A 17,202-nucleotide genomic window follows, 5' to 3' on the forward strand; every position below is an offset into this window, starting at 1 on the left:
GTAGCGCGGTTAAAAAAACGACGCGTCGAGCGCGTCGATGAGTGTGAACGCCGGCGCCGCTGCGGCGCCCGGTGAAATCGGGGCGCGGCGCGGTCCGGCGTCATTGTGCGATAAGACGGGGCTGGCGGCGAGCGGCGTCCGAAGGTTGGGGCGCGTGGCGAAAAACCGCGAGGAATCCCAAACGTCGGCCGCGTGCGTCGAGGTCCGGGTCGAGACCTGGGCGACGCGACCCGCGCCGCCGCCATGCGCGGGCCTCAGTGGCCGTGCACGACCTCGCCTTCCTTCAGCTTGTAGCGCGTGCTGCAATACGGGCACTTCGCTTCGCCGTGCGTCACGTCGATAAAGACGCGCGGATGGTTGCTCCAGCGCGGCATCGACGGATTCGGGCAATAGGCCGGCAGGTCCTTGGCTTTCAGCTCGACCAGCGGCATTTCCTTGAGTTCGCTCATGAGGATAATTCTCTGTGTAGCAGTGGGGGCGCGGCTTCGTGGGATCTGGCGCGACAGCGTTAGACCTTCGCGTCAGACCTTCGCGAACCCGTGCACGTAATTCTCGTTCTTGCCGGACACCCCGTTCAAGCGTGCCGAATAGCGCTTGCCGCTCGCCGATCGCGGGAAGCCCGAACCCTGTTTGCGCGCCAGCGTGATGATCGCGTCGCACATCGTGCTCCGCGCGCGCGAAGCCGGCGGGTGGCAAAGAGATTTATTTTAACGTCATTTAACGCCCGCCAGCGCGCCCGCTGGCGCTTGCGACGGGCTTTCGGCGTGATTTCGACCCGTTTTCGACCCGTTTTCGGCCCGTACCCAGCTTGTGCAGGCCACGATTCGCACGAAGAATCCGCGAAAAAAATCATCCGGTGGACGTGTGAGCGCGGATGTTGCGGCGCAGCATCCGCCGATGCCCCGCGTGCTCTGCCGATGCGCCGGGCCGTCCGTCGCGGCGGCGCGCTCAGCGTTCTCCCAAATACGGGAGATTCGCCGATGCACGCCCGGATCGTCCTGGCTATCGGCTAAAATACCGATCTCGCAATTCGATGCCGGCTCGTGCCGAGCGCCGAGCAAGCGACCCGCGGCGGCGCCTGGAGACGGCAGCCGCGCGGATCCCGCGCCGCGCCCGTCGCGCCTTAGCCGCCCTGGCTGCCCGAAGCCCCGCTTCGACGGCCCGCGGACCTGCATCGTCTTGTCACCGCCTTCCCACCATCAAGATGACATGTCCATGAACAAGGTTCTGCGTCTTTCCGATCTGATCTCCGAAGGCAAGCTCAAGGGCAAGCGGGTGTTCATCCGCGCCGACCTGAACGTGCCGCAGGACGACCACGGCAACATCACCGAAGACACCCGCGTGCGCGCCTCCGTGCCGGCCATCAAGGCCGCGCTGGATGCGGGCGCCGCTGTCATGGTCACGTCCCATCTGGGCCGCCCGACCGAAGGCGAATTCAAGCCCGAAGACTCGCTCGCGCCGGTCGCGAAGCGTCTGGCCGAACTGCTCGGCCGCGACGTGCCGCTGGTCGCGAACTGGGTGGAAAACGGCGTGAACGTCGAGCCGGGCAACGTCGTGCTGCTCGAAAACTGCCGCGTCAACAAGGGCGAGAAGAAGAATTCCGACGAGCTGTCGCAAAAGATGGCGAAGCTCTGCGACATCTACGTGAACGACGCGTTCGGCACCGCGCACCGCGCCGAAGCCACCACCTACGGCATCGCGAAGTACGCGGGCATCGCCTGCGCAGGCCCGCTGCTGGCCGCCGAACTCGACGCGCTCGGCAAGGCGCTCGGCGCGCCCAAGCGCCCGCTGGTGGCGATCGTCGCCGGTTCGAAGGTCTCGACCAAGCTCACCATCCTCAAGTCGCTGGCCGAAAAGGTCGATCAGCTGATCGTCGGCGGCGGCATCGCCAACACGTTCATGCTGGCCGCCGGCCTGAAGATCGGCAAGTCGCTCGCGGAAGTCGATCTCGTCGACGACGCCAAGGCGATCATCGACGCCGCGCGCGCCCGTGGCGCTTCGGTGCCGATCCCGACCGACGTCGTGACCGCCAAGGCGTTCTCGCCGACGGCCAAGGCCGAAACGAAGAACGTCGCGGATGTCGCCGACGACGACATGATCCTCGACATCGGCCCGGTCACGGCCAACGCGCTCGCCGCGCAGCTCGCGCAGGCCGGCACGATCGTCTGGAACGGCCCGGTCGGCGTGTTCGAGTTCGACCAGTTCGGCAACGGCACGAAGACGCTCGCGGACGCGATCGCCAGCTCGGGCGCGTTCTCGATCGCCGGCGGCGGCGACACGCTCGCGGCCATCGCGAAGTACAACATCGCCGACAAGGTCAGCTACATCTCGACCGGCGGCGGCGCTTTCCTGGAGTTCCTGGAAGGCAAGAAGCTGCCGGCGGTGGAAGTGCTCGAAACCCGGGCGGCTGGCTAAATGGCGCCGCGCGCCCCGGCCGGGAAGGCCGCCAACAAGCTTCCTCGTGCCAACGCGCAGAAGCCGCGCGTCGCAACCGGGGCCGCCGCCAGACAGAAACCGACGAAAGCGGGGGGCACGCCCCTCGCCAGCACGGTGCGGGCGGGCGCGACGCCCGCAACCGATGCCGCTCTCGAACCGTCGTCAGCGCCGACCGCTGAATCGCGCGCGACGCCGGTGAGCGAACCGACTCCCCCCGCCGGACGCACAGCCACGTCCGCCGGGCAAATGAACATGAATCGCGCCGCCACCGTCCCTGCGACGGCAGCGGCGTCGTCAAAGAAAGCGACGCCGGCTTCGACCGGTGCGCGTCCCGGCATGCCCGCCTTCGCGGCGCAGCCGGCCAGCTCTTCTCGCAGCAACGGTTTTTCCAGCGATCCTTTCCAGACGAGGAGACTCATGCATCGCGCCACCAAGATTGTCGCCACCATCGGTCCGGCTTCCAGCACGCCGGACGTCCTGCTGAAAATGATCCATGCGGGATTGGACGTGGTGCGCCTCAACTTCTCGCACGGCACCGCCGACGACCACCGTCAGCGTGCCGAAACCGTGCGGGAGTGCGCCCGTCAGGCCGGCCGTGAAGTCGCGATCATGGCCGATCTGCAAGGCCCGAAGATCCGCGTCGGCAAGTTCGAGAACGGCAAGACGACGCTCGAGCCGGGTCAGCCCTTCATCCTCGACGCCGAGTGCGAACTCGGTAACGACGAGCGCGTCGGTCTCGATTACAAGGACCTGCCGCGCGACCTGAAGCCGGGCGACGTGCTGCTGCTCAACGACGGCCTGATCGTGCTCGACGTCGCGCGTGTGATCGGCAGCGAGATCCACACGACCGTGAAGGTCGGCGGCGACCTGTCGAACAACAAGGGCATCAACCGCCAGGGCGGCGGCCTCACGGCGCCCGCGCTGACGGCGAAAGACATGGAAGATATCCGCACGGCGATGTCGCTGGCGGTGGATTTCGTCGCCGTGTCGTTCCCGAAGAACGCCACCGACATGGAAATGGCGCGCCAGCTCGCGAATATCGCGGGCGCGCCCTACGGCGTGAAGCCGAAGATGATCGCGAAGATCGAGCGCGCGGAAGCCATTCCGGCGCTGCAGGAGATTCTCGATTCGTCGGACGGCATCATGGTCGCGCGCGGCGACCTGGCCGTGGAAGTCGGCAACGCCGCGGTGCCGGCGCTGCAAAAGCGCATGATCCGCATGGCGCGCGAGTCGAACAAGCTCGTGATCACGGCCACGCAGATGATGGAGTCGATGATCCACGCGCCGGTGCCCACGCGCGCCGAAGTCTCGGACGTCGCCAACGCCGTGCTCGACGGCACGGATGCGGTGATGCTCTCGGCCGAATCGGCGGCGGGCAAGTATCCGGTGCAGACCATCGAAACCATGGCCGCGATCTGCGTGGAAGCCGAGAAGTCCGAGCACAGCGAGCTCGACAAGGATTTCCTCGACCGCACCTTCACGCGCATCGACCAGTCGATCGCCATGGGCGCGCTGTTCACGGCCTACCATCTGGGCGCGAAGGCGATTGTCGCGCTCACGGAGTCGGGCTCGACGGCGCTGTGGATGTCGCGTCACTGGACCCACGTGCCGATCTTCGCGCTCACGCCGCGCGTGGGCAGCGAGCGCGCGATGTCGCTGTACCGTAACGTCACGCCGCTGCATCTGGACACCAGCAGCGACCGCGACACGGCGCTCCAGCAAGCGATCGAAGTGGTCGTGAGCAAGGGCTACGCGGCGCGCGGCGACATGGTCGTGCTGACGGTCGGCGAGCCGATGGGTCAGCCGGGCGGCACGAACACGCTGAAGATCGTGCGCGTCGGCGACGTGCTGTAAATCCGCCGCCATTTTTTTCGCTTTATTTTCGGGATTGCGCGGTTTTCATCGGTTTTTCACCGATGCCGCGCCGTTCCCGAGGCGCGAAAAATAAAAAATTGCACAGGCGCCGACTGGTATCACATTGGTATCAGATCGGCGTTAGATAGGTGCTGGATAAGCGCTAAATCGCAGCAAAATCCCCGCATTTTCCCCGAAATTGCAGTCTGCGCGCAGGTGAGGCGGCGCGCGGGCTGTCAATTCTTTTTGCATCTTCTCGCCGATCTGACGTTCCGATACGCCAATTTCATGCCAGTTACGCGATCGGCGCGGGAATTGCAGTGTCTTCGCGATAAAATCACGGCATTGAGCCCGCGTCGCGACACGCGGGGCGGCGGCTGCCAGGCCGCCCACGACCGGCTGCGCAAGACGGCCGGCGGCACGAAGCAATTCGTTTCAAATCAAAGGAGTAGGACAATGCCTCTCGTTTCAATGCGTCAATTGCTCGACCACGCGGCCGAGCACGGCTACGGTTTGCCGGCGTTCAACGTGAACAACCTGGAGCAGGTCCAGGCGATCATGGAAGCGGCAAGCCAGGTCGGTTCGCCGGTGATCATGCAAGCCTCGGCGGGCGCACGCAAATACGCGGGCGAGCCGTTTCTGCGTCATCTGATCGAAGCTGCGGTCGAGTCGTATCCGCATATTCCGGTCGTGATGCACCAGGATCACGGCCAGTCGCCGGCGGTCTGCATGGCAGCCATCCGCAGCGGCTTCACCAGCGTGATGATGGACGGCTCGCTCGAAGCCGACGGCAAGACGGTTGCATCGTACGAATACAACGTCGATGTGTCGCGTAAAGTCGTGGAAATGGCGCACTCGATCGGCGTCACGGTGGAAGCGGAACTGGGCGTGCTCGGTTCGCTGGAAACCATGAAGGGCGACAAGGAAGACGGTCACGGCGCCGAAGGCACCATGACGCGCGAGCAGCTCCTGACCGATCCGGAGCAGGCCGCCGACTTCGTGAAGCTCACGCAGTGCGATGCGCTGGCGATCGCCATCGGCACCTCGCACGGCGCGTACAAGTTCTCCAAGAAGCCCACGGGCGACATCCTGTCGATCCAGCGCATCAAGGAAATTCACGCACGCATTCCGAACACGCACCTCGTGATGCACGGTTCGTCGTCGGTGCCGCAGGAACTGCTGGCCGAGATCCGCGAATTCGGCGGCGACATGAAGGAAACGTACGGCGTGCCGGTGGAGGAGATCCAGGAAGGCATTCGTCACGGCGTGCGCAAGATCAACATCGACACCGACCTGCGTCTGGCGATCACGGGCGCGATCCGTCGCTATATGTACGAAAATCCGTCGAAGTTCGACCCGCGCGACTACCTGAAGCCGGCTCGCGAAGCCGCGAAGAAGGTCTGCGTGGACCGCTTCCTCGCGTTCGGCTGCGAAGGCCAGGCCGGCAAGATCAAGCCGGTCTCGCTCGACAAGATCGCCGAGAAGTACAAGTCGGGCGAACTCGCGCAGATCGTCCGCTAAGCGGTGGTCGCGCCAGGCGCGCCGGCTGGCCCGGAACGCGCCTGCAGCGAGTTGAAACGTCGCCGTTTCCGCCAGTTCAGGGGGAACGGCGATGAGCTTTTTAGCGGTTTTTGGTTTACCCTCGCATTACTTTCCGGATTCCGGCCGTCCGCGCCGGTCCCGCTTCCGTTTCGATTGTTCTTTTAGCGAATCACGACGATGTCTACCCTCTACGAATCCACGCTCCGCTCGCTGCCGCTTCTGGGCCGCGGCAAGGTCCGCGACAACTACGCCGTGGGCGACGACAAGTTGCTGATCGTCACCACCGACCGTCTGTCGGCGTTCGACGTCATCATGGGCGAGCCGATTCCGCGCAAGGGCGAGGTGCTCAACCAGATGGCCGACTTCTGGTTCGAGAAGCTCAAGCACGTCGTGCCGAACCACCTCACGGGCGTCGCGCCCGAAACCGTGGTGGCCGCCGACGAAGTCGAGCAGGTCAAGGGCCGCGCCGTGGTGGTGAAGCGTCTCGAACCGATCCTCGTCGAAGCCGTGGTGCGCGGTTATCTGGCCGGCAGCGGCTGGAAGGACTATCAGGCAACGGGCGCCGTGTGCGGCGTCGAACTGCCGCCGGGCCTGCAAAACGCGCAGAAGCTGCCCGAGCCGATCTTCACGCCGGCCGCGAAGGCCGAAATGGGCCATCACGACGAGAACATCACGTACGACGAGATGGAGCGCCGCATCGGCACCGAACTCTCGCGCACGATCAAGGAAATCTCGATCAAGCTGTACAAGGAAGCCGCCGATTACGCGGCCACGCGCGGCATCATCATCGCCGACACCAAGTTCGAATTCGGTCTGGACACCAACGGCCAGCTGTTCCTGATGGACGAGGCGCTCACCGCCGACTCGTCGCGTTTCTGGCCCGCCGACCAGTACCAGGTGGGCTCGAACCCGCCGTCGTTCGACAAGCAGTTCGTGCGCGACTGGCTCGAAACCCAGGACTGGGCGAAAGAGCCGCCGGCGCCGAAGCTGCCCGAAGAAGTCATCGAAAAGACCTCGGCCAAGTATCAGGAAGCGCTCGAGCGCCTGACCGGCCAGAAGCTGGCCTGAAAAGCGGATGGTGTAAGCGACTGGCGGTCGGAAAAGGCCGCCATCGCAGTGAATAGAAGGAAAAAGGAAGCACAATGAGCGAAGTTCAGACGGCTCACCAGCATGCGGCGCCCCTCGTCGGCGTGTTGATGGGCTCCAGCTCCGACTGGGAAACGATGAAGCACGCGGTCGCGATCCTGCAGGAGTTCGGCGTGGCGTACGAGGCCAAGGTCGTCTCGGCGCACCGCATGCCCGACGAGATGTTCGAGTACGCAGAGAAAGCGCGCGAGCGCGGCCTGCGCGCGATCATCGCGGGCGCGGGCGGCGCGGCGCATCTGCCGGGCATGCTGGCGGCCAAGACCACGGTGCCCGTGCTTGGCGTGCCGGCGGTCAGCAAGTATCTGAAGGGCGTGGACTCGCTCCATTCGATCGTGCAGATGCCCAAGGGCGTGCCGGTCGCGACCTTCGCCATCGGCGAAGCGGGCGCGGCCAATGCGGCGCTGTTCGCCGTCTCGATGCTGAGCGTGACCGATCCGGAATACGCGAACAAGCTCGCGGCGTTCCGCGTGCGCCAGAACGAAGCGGCGCATGCGATGGTGCTGCCGGCGCTCTAAGCGTGGTGCGTTAAGCGCCAGTTTGGCGACGATCGATGTCACTTGCTGTTGTTTCGAGTTGAGTTGACCCATCGGACGCCGCCTGAAGCGACACCGTCGAAGGCCGGCACCGCGTCCTGCCTTCGACGTTAAACCCCGGTCTGGACCGCGCGACGTATCCCCACGCGCCGCGGCCAGCCGCGACCGACCACGAAGATGACTCCTGACAATTCTCCGGTTTCACCGATCCTGCCCGGCGCCTGGCTGGGCATGGTGGGTGGCGGCCAGCTTGGCCGCATGTTCTGCTTTGCCGCTCAGGCGATGGGCTATCGCGTTGCCGTGCTCGACCCGGACGCGACCAGCCCCGCAGGCGCGGTCGCCGACCGCCATATCTGCGCGGCCTACGACGACGAAGCCGCACTGACCGAACTCGCGCGCCTGTGCGCGGCCATCTCGACCGAGTTCGAGAACGTGCCCGCCGCGAGCCTCGACGCGCTCGCCAAATCGACCTTCGTGAGCCCGGCCGGGCGTTGCGTGGCCGTCGCGCAGGACCGCATCGCCGAGAAGCGCTTTATCGCGGCGTCGGGCGTGCCGGTCGCGCCGCACGTGGTGATCGAATCGTCGCAGGCCCTCGCCGCGCTCGACGACGCCACGATCGCCGCCGTGCTGCCCGGCATCCTGAAAACCGCGCGCATGGGTTACGACGGCAAGGGCCAGATCCGCGTGACGAACGCCGACGAAGTGCGCGAGGCGCATGCGTCGCTCGGCGGCGTGCCGTGCGTGCTGGAAAAGCGCCTGCCGCTCAAGTTCGAAGTCAGCGCGCTGATCGCGCGCGGCGCGAACGGCGCGGCCGTGGTCTATCCGCTCGCGCAGAACACGCACCGCAACGGCGTGCTGTCGCACACGATCGTGCCCGCGCCGGACGCGAGCGAAGCGCTCGTCAAGCAGGCGCAGCAGGCGGCGCTGCAGATTGCGGCGAAGCTCGGCTACGTGGGCGTGCTGTGCGTGGAGTTTTTCATCCTCGAAGACGGTTCGCTGGTCGCCAATGAAATGGCGCCGCGTCCGCACAACTCGGGCCACTACACGACCGATGCCTGTGCGACGAGCCAGTTCGAGCAGCAGGTGCGCGCGATGACTGGCATGCCGCTCGGCGACACGCGCCAGCACTCGCCGGCCGTGATGCTCAACATTCTCGGCGATGTGTGGTTCCCGGCCGGCGCCGGCGAGGCGAAGGCGCAGAAGGGCGCCGCGCCCGTCACGCCGCCGTGGGACCAGGTCGCGGCGATGCCTGCCGCGCGTCTGCATCTGTACGGCAAGGAAGACGCGCGCCCGGGCCGCAAGATGGGCCACGTGAACTTCACCGCGCCGACGCTCGACGAAGCCCGCACGGCCGCACGCGATTGCGCGCGTCTGCTGCATATCGTCACGAGCTGAGGACGCCGCGCATCATGTCCGAACAGCCGCATTCCGCCGCTTCATCCGTGGCTTCGCCGTTGTCCGACGCCGACATCGAGCACGCCGCCGCGCTGCTCGATGCGGGCGAACTGGTCGCGTTTCCGACCGAGACCGTCTACGGCCTCGGCGGCGACGCGGCGAGCCCGGAAGCCGTCGCGCGTATTTACGCCGCGAAGGGGCGTCCCGCCAACCATCCGGTGATCGTGCATCTGCCGCCGGGCGGCGATCCGCAGTACTGGGCCGCCGAGTGGCCGGAAGCCGCGCAAAAGCTCGTCGACGCCTTCTGGCCGGGTCCGCTCACGCTGATCGTCAAGCGTCACGCACGCATTCCCGACGCGGTGAGCGGCGGTCAGGATTCGGTAGGGCTGCGCTGCCCGTCGCATCCGGTCGCGCAGAAGCTGCTGGCGGCGTTTTCGGCGCGGCGCGGCGGGCATGGCGGCGTCGCGGCGCCGTCCGCGAACCGCTTCGGCCACGTGAGCCCGACCACGGCGCAGCACGTACGCGACGAGTTCGGCGCGACGGTGCATGTGCTCGACGGCGGCGCGTGCGACGTGGGCATCGAATCGACGATTCTCGATTTGTCGCGTGGCTTCCCGGCGCTGCTGCGTCCTGGCCATGTGAGCCCGCACGATATCGCGCGCGTGCTCGGTGAGGCGCCGCGTCTGCCCGATGGTTCGGATGCCACGGCGCCGCGCGCGTCGGGCACGCTCAAGGCGCACTACGCGCCGCGCACGCCGCTGGCGCTGCAGCCGTTCGAGGCGCTGGAGCCGCAGCTCGCCGCCGCGCGCGCCGCGGGCGAGACGGTGGCGCTGGTGGCGCGTGCCTCGCGCGCGGGTGCGTGGGCGCAGGCGGCCAACGTGCATTTCGTGGCCGCGCCCGAAGAACCGCAGGCTTATGCGCGCGAGCTGTATGGCTTGCTGCGCGCGCTCGATCGGGCGAATGTCTCGCGCATTCTCATCGAGAAGCTGCCGGAGACAATCGAATGGATCGCCGTGAACGACCGGCTCGGTCGCGCGGCGGCGGCGTTCGAAGCGCAGGAGTAGGGCGGAGCGGGCGGTTGTAACGCCCGCCCCGCCAAACAAAAAGCCCGGCCTTTCCAGGCCGGGCTTTTTTTCGCCCTTACGCAACGCAGCGCAACACAGCGCAACACAGCGCAGCGCAGCGCAACAGCGCTGGGCCGCAAGCTTACTTCCCGAGCCCCGAAGCCGCGATCGTCTGCTCGACGTACTGCGCGAACAGCGCGTGCGTGTGCGTGCTCGGGTGGACCGTGTCGGCGAACACGTAGGTCTGGTCCGCGTTCGCCACTGTGTAGCTCTGCGGCGAGCAGAACAGCGACGACTGGAACTGCGCGCCGTATTCCGCGGCCGTCATGCCGTTTTGCAGCACTTGCGGATACTTCTGCGCGTAGGCGGTGGCGTTCTGCGCCATCAGCGTCAGGTTACAGGCCGTGCCGGTGTTGGTGACCGTGAAGCCGTTCGCCTGGGCGTTCGGCAGCACGACGGTGTCGAGCCACGTGAACGCATCGGCGAGAATCACCGCCTTCGAGCTGATGGCCGACGCGAGCGCCGTTTCGACGATGCCGTTGTAGGCCGCCGTGATGCCGGTCAGCAGCGCAGCCGCGCCGGCCGACTGCGCATTCGCCGCTACGCCGAGCGGCGTCTGGCCGATATCGGGCACGGTCATGAAGACGACGTGCTTGCCGCCCGCCTGCAGAATGGTCTGCACCTGCGTGGCCATTGCCACGGCCGCCTGGTAGACCTGCGCGTTGTTCTGCTTCAGGTAGCCGGCGATGAACTGCACCTGGCCCGCCTGCGTGTTCGGCAGCGTGCCGGCCGCCACGAGCGCCGGGAAATCGGTTTGCAGCGCCGCGCCGAGCGCCTGCAGGTTCGCCGTCGTCGCGTACTGGAAGATGTCGTTCGCGCCGCCGTTGATCAGCACGAGCTGGCCGTCGTTGAAGCTCTTGTAGGCGCTCAGGTAATTGCTGACCTGGGTCTCGACCGGCACAGTGGTCGCCGCCGCGTTGTTCGGCGCCCAGCCTTCGCCTTCGGGGAAGGCCGCGCTGACGTCCGAGCCGCCCTGCGCGTAGCCCATGCCGCCCGTGGCGGTGAGCGCGAGGCCGAAGCCGCCTTCGTAGGCCGGCGTGATGGTGCCGCCGTAGTATTCCGCGATCTTCTGCACCCAGATCTCGCCCGGGTTCGTCGTGAACTTGCCGCCGCCGAAGCCCGGCAGGATTTGCGGCGAGTAGGTGCCGACGTCGGAGAGGCTGTCGCCGAACGACACGACCTGCAGTTTCACGCCGCCCGCCGGCGTCGTGCTGGCGCTGCTGTTGTTGTCGCCACTGCCGCCGCCGCACGCGGCGAGGAGGGCGAAAGCGGCGCTCGCGAGAGCGATCTGGGAGGCGCGCAGCAGCGTACGGTGTCTCGTTCCTTGGTGCTTCATATTCACTTCATCTCCTCGGTGTGTGGCTTGATGGCCACTGCTTCAATGCAAACTGCCGGTGCGGATCTGGCTTGTGTACTTCGTTCCCCGTTCTCTGGCCGACAGCCTACGCAATCTCCTAAGGTTCGCGCGACCCGCACTCACCCCTGGTGTTGTTTTCCGTCACGGCCGCCTGCGAGGCCTGCGGCGCAAGCGCGAGGTCGTGGCGCGCGCACCAATCGGGCGGCGCGAACAGCGCAGCAAGCCGCGTGCGCCAGTCCGGCATGCGCGCGCAGTCGCGCGCCATCGCGATCCATTCGTGAAAGCTCGCCTTCAGCGGGTTGTAGGTATCGAGCGGCTTGACGATGCCGTACACGGGCGGTTCGAGCGCATCTTCTTCGACGTAGCTGCCGAACAGACGGTCCCAGATCGCCAGCACGCCGGCGTAATTGCGGTCGATGTAACGTTCGTTGCGCGCGTGATGGACGCGGTGCATCGACGGCGTGTTGAACACGTATTCGAGCCAGCCGAGCTTGCCGATCGCCTGCGTATGCACGAAGAACTGAAACGCGAGATTGACGAGCACGATGCCGACGATCTGCATCGGCGTGAAGCCGATCACGGCGAGCGGAATCCAGAACAGCCACATGCCCGCGACGGGATACATCAGGCTCTGACGGAAGGCGGTGGAAAGATTGAGGCGTCCCGACGAATGATGGACGACGTGCGCGGCCCACAGCCAGCGCACGCGATGGCTCGCGCGGTGAAACACGTAGTAGAGCAGGTCCTGGGTGACGAACAGCACGAGCCAGGCGCGCCAGCCGGGCTGCCAGTCTGTCAGACGCCCGTGGCGCCAGACCCAGGCGTAGACGGGAATCGCGACGAGCCACGCGAGCTTGTCTGCGCCTTGGTGCATGAGCGCGAGCGCGGCGTTGCAGAGCGTGTCGGGCAAGCTGTAGAGGGCCGTGTCGGGGCGCGTGCGGGCGAGATGCCAGGCTTCCCAGCCGATGCAGGCGAGAAATACGGGCGCGAGCGCGAGCAGCAGCCATTGCGCGTCGAACTGCACGAACGTCGTCCTCCTCGTCCCGTGTGCGGCGCTGGCGCCGCGTTGTTGTGTGTCTCGTCTCCAGAGCGCCGTCGCGTGCCCTTCCCGGTGCAAGAGGGCGTGCGCGCGGCTGCCGGTGCGCGATGCATACGCTGACGCGCTACCGGACTTTGCCCGTCAGAGTACACGTCCGCGACGCGCGACGCTCGGGGCTTTGCTAGAGGAAATCTTCGAGGCGGCCCGCCGGGCGAGCCTTGCGCGGCGTGCGATGCGGGGAGGTGGCGCGCCGGATCGGCATGCGCGGGGGGCGCTTGGGGCGAGGGTGAAACGCGGCAAAAGCGGCCGGGCGGCGCGCGTTCGCGGAGGCGGATGCGAGCGCACAGAAGCCGTGCCCATAAACGCGCCAGAAACGCGCCAGAAACGCGCGAGCCCAGGCGCTCAGCACCGCGGACGAAACGTCATGACGACGTGCCGTCCGCGTGTGCGAGTGTCACGCTCAATGCGCGGCGTGATGCTTCTTCGTGGCCTTGCCGGACGCCTTGGCCGACGTCTTCGCAGGCGCCTTCGCCGAGGCTTTGGGCGACGCCTTTTCCGATGCTTTTTCCGGCGCCTTTTCCGCCGGCTTGCGGCCGACCGATTCGCTGATCCGCTCGACTCTCACGCCGTGGCCCGCGCGCGACGCCTTCGACGCCTTGCGCGGATGCGGATCGACATACACCGGATGCTCCTCGGGCATGCCCTTGTAGACCCATTCGAGCAGCGCATCGTGAGCGGCGCGCGCGCCTTCCGCGCGCGGATCGTTGATCAGGCTCACGACGATCCAGCTCGAACCGTTCTCGGCGGCCACGTAGCCCGCGATCGCGCGCACGTCGCGCAGCGTGCCGGTCTTGATGTGCGCGTTGCCGCCCACGCCCGCGTTGGTCAGGCGGTTGCGCATCGTGCCGTCCACGCCCGCGACCGGCAGCGAGTCGATAAAGACCTGCGCGACCGGGCTCGCGTTGGCCGTCTGCAGCAGGTTCGCGAGCGAGAGCGCGCTGATGTGCTCTTCGCGCGACAGGCCGCAGCCGTTGTCGAGCACGAGTTCGGGCATCGCAAGGCCGTTGCGGTGCAGGAAGTTCGTCACCGCCGACGCGGCCTTCGCCGTGGTTGAAGGCGGCTTGCCCTCGACCGCGCCGAGCGTGAGGAACAGATTGCGCGCCATCACGTTGTTGCTGAACTTGTTGATGTCGTGCACGACGTCGCCGAGCGGCGGGCTCTGGTGCACGGCCACGAGGCGCGCGCGCGGCGGCACGACGCCTTCGTGCGTCGCGCCCGAGAAGCTGCCGCCCGCCTGTTGCCAGAGCGCGAGGAAGCCGTCGGCGAAGAACGTCGAGTGATCGACGGGCGCGGCCATGTTGAGCGTGCGCGCGCCGCAGCGCATCGCGTAGTTGCCGTCGAAGCTGGCGGTGACGACGCCGTTCGCGCCGGGCGTGACCTGCGGGCTCGGCAGCATGCCGCGGCACGCGCCGGGGCGCTCCTGAATCTGGTTGTCGATCTGCCATTGCGCGACCGGCGGCACCACGTCGATCGAGACGCCTTCGCGCGACGGCGAGAACGTGAACGACACCGACTTGAACGCGTACATCAGCGGATCGGGGCCGACGTTATAGGGCGCGCTGTCGTCGCCGTCGAACGAGGGCAGGTCGCGCGTGGACGGATCGAACTCGCTCTTGTCGAGCACGAGCGCGCCTTCGATGCGCGTGATGCCCGACGCGCGGATCTTCTGCACGAGGTCGATCAGTTCTTCGGGCACGAGTTTCGGATCGCCGGTGCCCTTGATGTAGAGATTGCCGTGCAGCGTGCCGCTCGCATCGACTTCGCCGTCGGTGTAGGCCGAGGTCTTCCAGCGGTAGTCGGCGCCGAGCATCGCGAGGCCGCTCCAGGTGGTGACGAGCTTCATCGTCGAGGCGGGCATCATCGGCTGGCCGGCGTTGACGGCCACGCTCGGCGAGCGGTCGCCGACTTTTTCGATCACCACGCTCATCGACGAAAGCGGCACGTGCGCGCGTTCGAGCCCCGTCATGACCGAAGGCGGCAGCACGGTGCTGACGTTGACGGTCGGCGTGCGGCCCTCGGTCGGCTGCGCGTAGGCGGCGGGCGCGGCGCAGAACGCGGCGCTCAGCGCGGCGCAGACGAGCGTGAGAGAGAGCGTGCGGCCGGCGGTGCGGGCGCGCGCGCGTGCAGGCGTGCCTGCGGAGGCGAGGCTGGCGGCTTGACGCGACGGCAGGCGCCAGAAGCGGCGAAGGGAGCGAAGAGGGCGCGGGGACGACGAAACGGGCGGCATGAAATGCGTTGGCGAGTGCGGGCAGTGGCGGGCAGTGCAGGGCCGCGCGCGCGGCGAGCGCCTTCGAGGGCGGCTTCGCCGGTTTGCGCGCGGACGCGGATTCAGGGGCGCGAAGCGGTGGCGATGCGCGCGGCCGTCGCGCGGGCTTCGCGCTCGGGCGCAAAGCCGGCTGAACGGCGCATCAGCATCGCGGCGCCGCGCGCCGCAAAAGCGCCCATTGTAAAGACCTCGTGCGGTGCGCGCGCATCATCGGCGACAAAAGTGATGAAAGCAGGGGCGAAAGGCGCAATAAAAACGCGATACGGACGCATGTCATCGAGAAGTAATGACGAAGCAGGCGAGATGCAAGCAGATCGCGCGTACGAATCTTTGAGCGCACAGCGCGAACCATTCGCACGCCACATCGGCGTGGTGCTGTCGGCGCCGCGCTAGAATGCACCATCGTTATCCTGCAACGCGGCGCCACGCGCGCCGCTTCGTTATTTCACTACGATGCGCATACTGCTAGTCGAAGATGACCGCATGATCGCCGAAGGCGTGCGCAAGGCGCTGCGCGGCGAGGGCTTTGCGGTCGATTGGGTCGAGGACGGCGAAGCCGCGCTCTCGGCCGCGAGTGGCGAAAGCTACGACCTGATGCTGCTCGATCTCGGGCTGCCCAAGCGCGATGGCCTCGACGTGCTGCGCACGCTGCGCGCGCGCGGCACGGCGCTGCCGGTGCTGATCCTCACGGCGCGCGACGCCATCGCCGACCGCGTGAAAGGTCTCGACGCCGGCGCCGACGATTACCTCATCAAGCCCTTCGATCTCGACGAACTCGGCGCGCGCATGCGTGCGCTGATCCGCCGCCAGTCGGGCCGCAGCGAATCCACCATCCGTCACGGCTCGATCACGCTCGATCCGGCCTCGCACCAGGTCACGCAGGACGGCACGCCCGTGGCGCTGTCGGCGCGCGAATTCGCGCTCCTCGAAGCGCTGCTCGCGCGGCCCGGCGCGGTGCTCTCGAAAAGCCAGCTCGAAGAGAAGATGTACGGCTGGGGGGAGGAAATCGGCAGCAACACGGTCGAGGTCTACATCCACGCGCTGCGCAAGAAACTCGGCGCCGATCTCATCCGCAACGTGCGCGGCCTCGGCTACATGATCGCGAAAGACGCGTGAGGACGAACGCGCACCAATGAGTTCGATTCGACGACAACTGCTGTTCTGGCTGCTCGCGATCGTGGTCGCGGGCGTGAGCCTCGCGGGCTGGCTGATCTACCGCCAGGCGCTCGCGGAAGCCAACGAACTGTTCGATTACCAGCTTCAGGAAATCGCTTCGGCGCTGCCGTCCGAGCCCTTCAACGAGATTCTGTCATCGCGCGATACCGGCACCGAAGGCATCGTCCTGCAGATCTGGAATCGCAACGGCGTGCTGATGTACTACTCGCATCCGCGCGCGCCGCTCGCGCCGCGCGCGGAGCTCGGCTTCTCGACTGAAAAGACCGATCGCGGCGACTGGCGCGTGTACGGCGCGATCGTCGGCGACAACGTCGTGCAGCTCGCGCAGCCGGTGTCGGTGCGCAACCGGCTCGCGGCGAACGTCGCGCTACGCACGCTCTGGCCGCTGATCGTGCTGCTGCCGTTTCTCGGTCTCGCCGTGTGGATGGTGGTGGGGCGCGGCCTCAAGCCGCTGTCGCGCGTCGCGCGCGCGCTCGACACGCGGCATCCCGAGGCGCTCGATCCGCTGCCCGAGGAGCGCTTGCCGCGCGAAGTGATGCCGCTCGTCCATGCGCTCAACGCGCTGCTCGAACGGCTCGCGCACGCGCTCGACACGCAGAAGGCCTTTGTCGCCGATGCCGCGCACGAACTGCGCACGCCGCTCGCGGCGGTGCAGATTCAGGCGCAACTGGTTGCGCGCGCAAAGGACGACGACGCGCGCCGCGAAGCGCTCGGCGATCTGCAGGCGGGCGTCACGCGCGCGACGCGTCTCGCGGAGCAACTGCTCGCGCTCGCGCGCTCGGAACCGGACGGCCATGCGCGCGCGCGCAGCGTCGACCTGCACGCCTTGCTCGACGACTGCGTGCTCAACTACGCACCGCTCGCGCAGCAGCGCGGCGTGGATCTCGGCATCGAGGAAAGCGCCGATGCGCACGTGGACGGCGACGCCGACGCGCTGCGCGTGATGTTCAACAATCTGCTCGACAACGCCACGAAATACACGCCCGCGGGCGGCCGCGTCGACGTGAGCCTGCTGCTCGACGACGGCCATCCGCTCGTGCGGATCGCGGATAGCGGGCCGGGCATTCCCGTCGACGAACGCGCGCGCGTGTTCGACCGTTTCTATCGCGTGGGCGCGGGCGCGAACCGCGCGCGCACCGATGTCGCGGGCACCGGACTCGGGCTGGCGATCGTCCGGCGGATCGCCGATCAGCACGGCGCGACCATCTCGCTCGGCGACTCGCCGGCGGGCGGTTTGCAGGTCGATCTGCGCTTCTGATCGGGCGCGCGGGCCG

The 17,202-nt window shown here is 67.1% G+C and carries 16 protein-coding genes; 9 read left to right on the top strand and 7 right to left on the bottom strand.

Annotation, left to right across the window (positions count from 1 at the left end):
- Positions 1 to 254: 254 nt before the first annotated feature.
- Together SB764_RS11210 and SB764_RS11215 are read right to left on the bottom strand one after the other, a co-directional pair.
- Positions 255 to 449 (bottom strand): zinc-finger domain-containing protein, encoded by a 195-nt coding sequence (locus tag SB764_RS11210; protein ID WP_065059306.1) that lies wholly within the window; start codon positions 447 to 449, stop codon positions 255 to 257.
- A gap of 72 nt (positions 450 to 521) precedes the next feature.
- Positions 522 to 662, bottom strand: coding sequence for a hypothetical protein (locus SB764_RS11215; protein ID WP_156773690.1), 141 nt, complete (start codon positions 660 to 662; stop codon positions 522 to 524).
- 553 nt (positions 663 to 1,215) lie between these two features.
- Between SB764_RS11215 and SB764_RS11220 the strand changes: the two genes are divergently transcribed.
- Entirely contained in the window at positions 1,216 to 2,415 is a 1,200-nt protein-coding gene (locus SB764_RS11220) for a phosphoglycerate kinase (protein ID WP_065059305.1), read from the top strand.
- Here SB764_RS11220 and SB764_RS11225 read toward each other — a convergent pair.
- Entirely contained in the window at positions 2,412 to 2,855 is a 444-nt protein-coding gene (locus SB764_RS11225) for a hypothetical protein (protein ID WP_321871391.1), read from the bottom strand. The genes SB764_RS11220 and SB764_RS11225 overlap by 4 nt on opposite strands.
- On the opposite strand from SB764_RS11225, the gene pyk reads away from it, so the two are divergent.
- The 6 genes from pyk to SB764_RS11255 all read left to right on the top strand — a co-directional run bounded on the left by pyk (position 2,854) and on the right by SB764_RS11255 (position 9,970).
- Positions 2,854 to 4,290 (top strand): pyruvate kinase, encoded by a 1,437-nt coding sequence (pyk, locus tag SB764_RS11230; RefSeq protein ID WP_110328849.1) that lies wholly within the window; start codon positions 2,854 to 2,856, stop codon positions 4,288 to 4,290. The two genes, SB764_RS11225 and pyk, sit on opposite strands and share 2 nt — an antisense overlap.
- Before the next feature lie 456 nt (positions 4,291 to 4,746).
- Positions 4,747 to 5,811 carry a class II fructose-bisphosphate aldolase gene (gene fba, locus SB764_RS11235; protein WP_028217828.1) on the top strand — a complete coding sequence of 355 codons (1,065 nt, stop codon included), beginning with the start codon at positions 4,747 to 4,749 and terminating at the stop codon, positions 5,809 to 5,811.
- A 198-nt stretch (positions 5,812 to 6,009) separates the two neighbouring features.
- Positions 6,010 to 6,900, top strand: coding sequence for a phosphoribosylaminoimidazolesuccinocarboxamide synthase (locus SB764_RS11240; protein WP_065059302.1), 891 nt, complete (start codon positions 6,010 to 6,012; stop codon positions 6,898 to 6,900).
- Between the two features lie 74 nt (positions 6,901 to 6,974).
- Positions 6,975 to 7,493, top strand: coding sequence for a 5-(carboxyamino)imidazole ribonucleotide mutase (gene purE / locus SB764_RS11245; RefSeq protein WP_065059301.1), 519 nt, complete (start codon positions 6,975 to 6,977; stop codon positions 7,491 to 7,493).
- Positions 7,494 to 7,688: 195 nt separating this feature from the next.
- Entirely contained in the window at positions 7,689 to 8,906 is a 1,218-nt protein-coding gene (locus tag SB764_RS11250) for a 5-(carboxyamino)imidazole ribonucleotide synthase (protein WP_065059300.1), read from the top strand.
- Between the two features lie 14 nt (positions 8,907 to 8,920).
- The gene (locus SB764_RS11255) at positions 8,921 to 9,970 is read left to right on the top strand and encodes an L-threonylcarbamoyladenylate synthase (protein WP_321858040.1); all 1,050 of its coding nucleotides are present in this window, start codon (positions 8,921 to 8,923) and stop codon (positions 9,968 to 9,970) included.
- A 142-nt stretch (positions 9,971 to 10,112) separates the two neighbouring features.
- Here SB764_RS11255 and SB764_RS11260 read toward each other — a convergent pair whose 3' ends face one another.
- The 4 genes from SB764_RS11260 to SB764_RS11275 form a co-directional block, all read right to left on the bottom strand.
- On the bottom strand, positions 10,113 to 11,366 hold the full coding sequence (locus SB764_RS11260) for an SGNH/GDSL hydrolase family protein (protein WP_065059298.1): 1,254 nt from the start codon (positions 11,364 to 11,366) through the stop codon (positions 10,113 to 10,115).
- 118 nt (positions 11,367 to 11,484) lie between these two features.
- Complete coding sequence (locus SB764_RS11265; protein WP_410863574.1) at positions 11,485 to 12,411, bottom strand: sterol desaturase family protein; 927 nt, start codon at positions 12,409 to 12,411, stop codon at positions 11,485 to 11,487.
- Positions 12,412 to 12,886: 475 nt separating this feature from the next.
- Positions 12,887 to 14,713 carry a D-alanyl-D-alanine carboxypeptidase/D-alanyl-D-alanine-endopeptidase gene (gene dacB, locus SB764_RS11270; RefSeq protein WP_080180650.1) on the bottom strand — a complete coding sequence of 609 codons (1,827 nt, stop codon included), beginning with the start codon at positions 14,711 to 14,713 and terminating at the stop codon, positions 12,887 to 12,889.
- A 101-nt stretch (positions 14,714 to 14,814) separates the two neighbouring features.
- On the bottom strand, positions 14,815 to 15,117 hold the full coding sequence (locus SB764_RS11275) for a hypothetical protein (RefSeq protein WP_183716664.1): 303 nt from the start codon (positions 15,115 to 15,117) through the stop codon (positions 14,815 to 14,817).
- A gap of 88 nt (positions 15,118 to 15,205) precedes the next feature.
- On the opposite strand from SB764_RS11275, the gene SB764_RS11280 reads away from it, so the two are divergent.
- Both SB764_RS11280 and SB764_RS11285 read left to right on the top strand, forming a co-directional pair.
- Complete coding sequence (locus SB764_RS11280; protein ID WP_065059295.1) at positions 15,206 to 15,868, top strand: response regulator; 663 nt, start codon at positions 15,206 to 15,208, stop codon at positions 15,866 to 15,868.
- A gap of 16 nt (positions 15,869 to 15,884) precedes the next feature.
- Positions 15,885 to 17,186 carry an ATP-binding protein gene (locus SB764_RS11285; RefSeq protein WP_065059294.1) on the top strand — a complete coding sequence of 434 codons (1,302 nt, stop codon included), beginning with the start codon at positions 15,885 to 15,887 and terminating at the stop codon, positions 17,184 to 17,186.
- The last annotated feature ends 16 nt before the right edge of the window (positions 17,187 to 17,202 follow it).

This window comes from Paraburkholderia sp. SIMBA_027, assembly GCF_046535315.1.
Taxonomy (GTDB): Bacteria; Pseudomonadota; Gammaproteobacteria; order Burkholderiales; family Burkholderiaceae; genus Paraburkholderia; species Paraburkholderia tropica.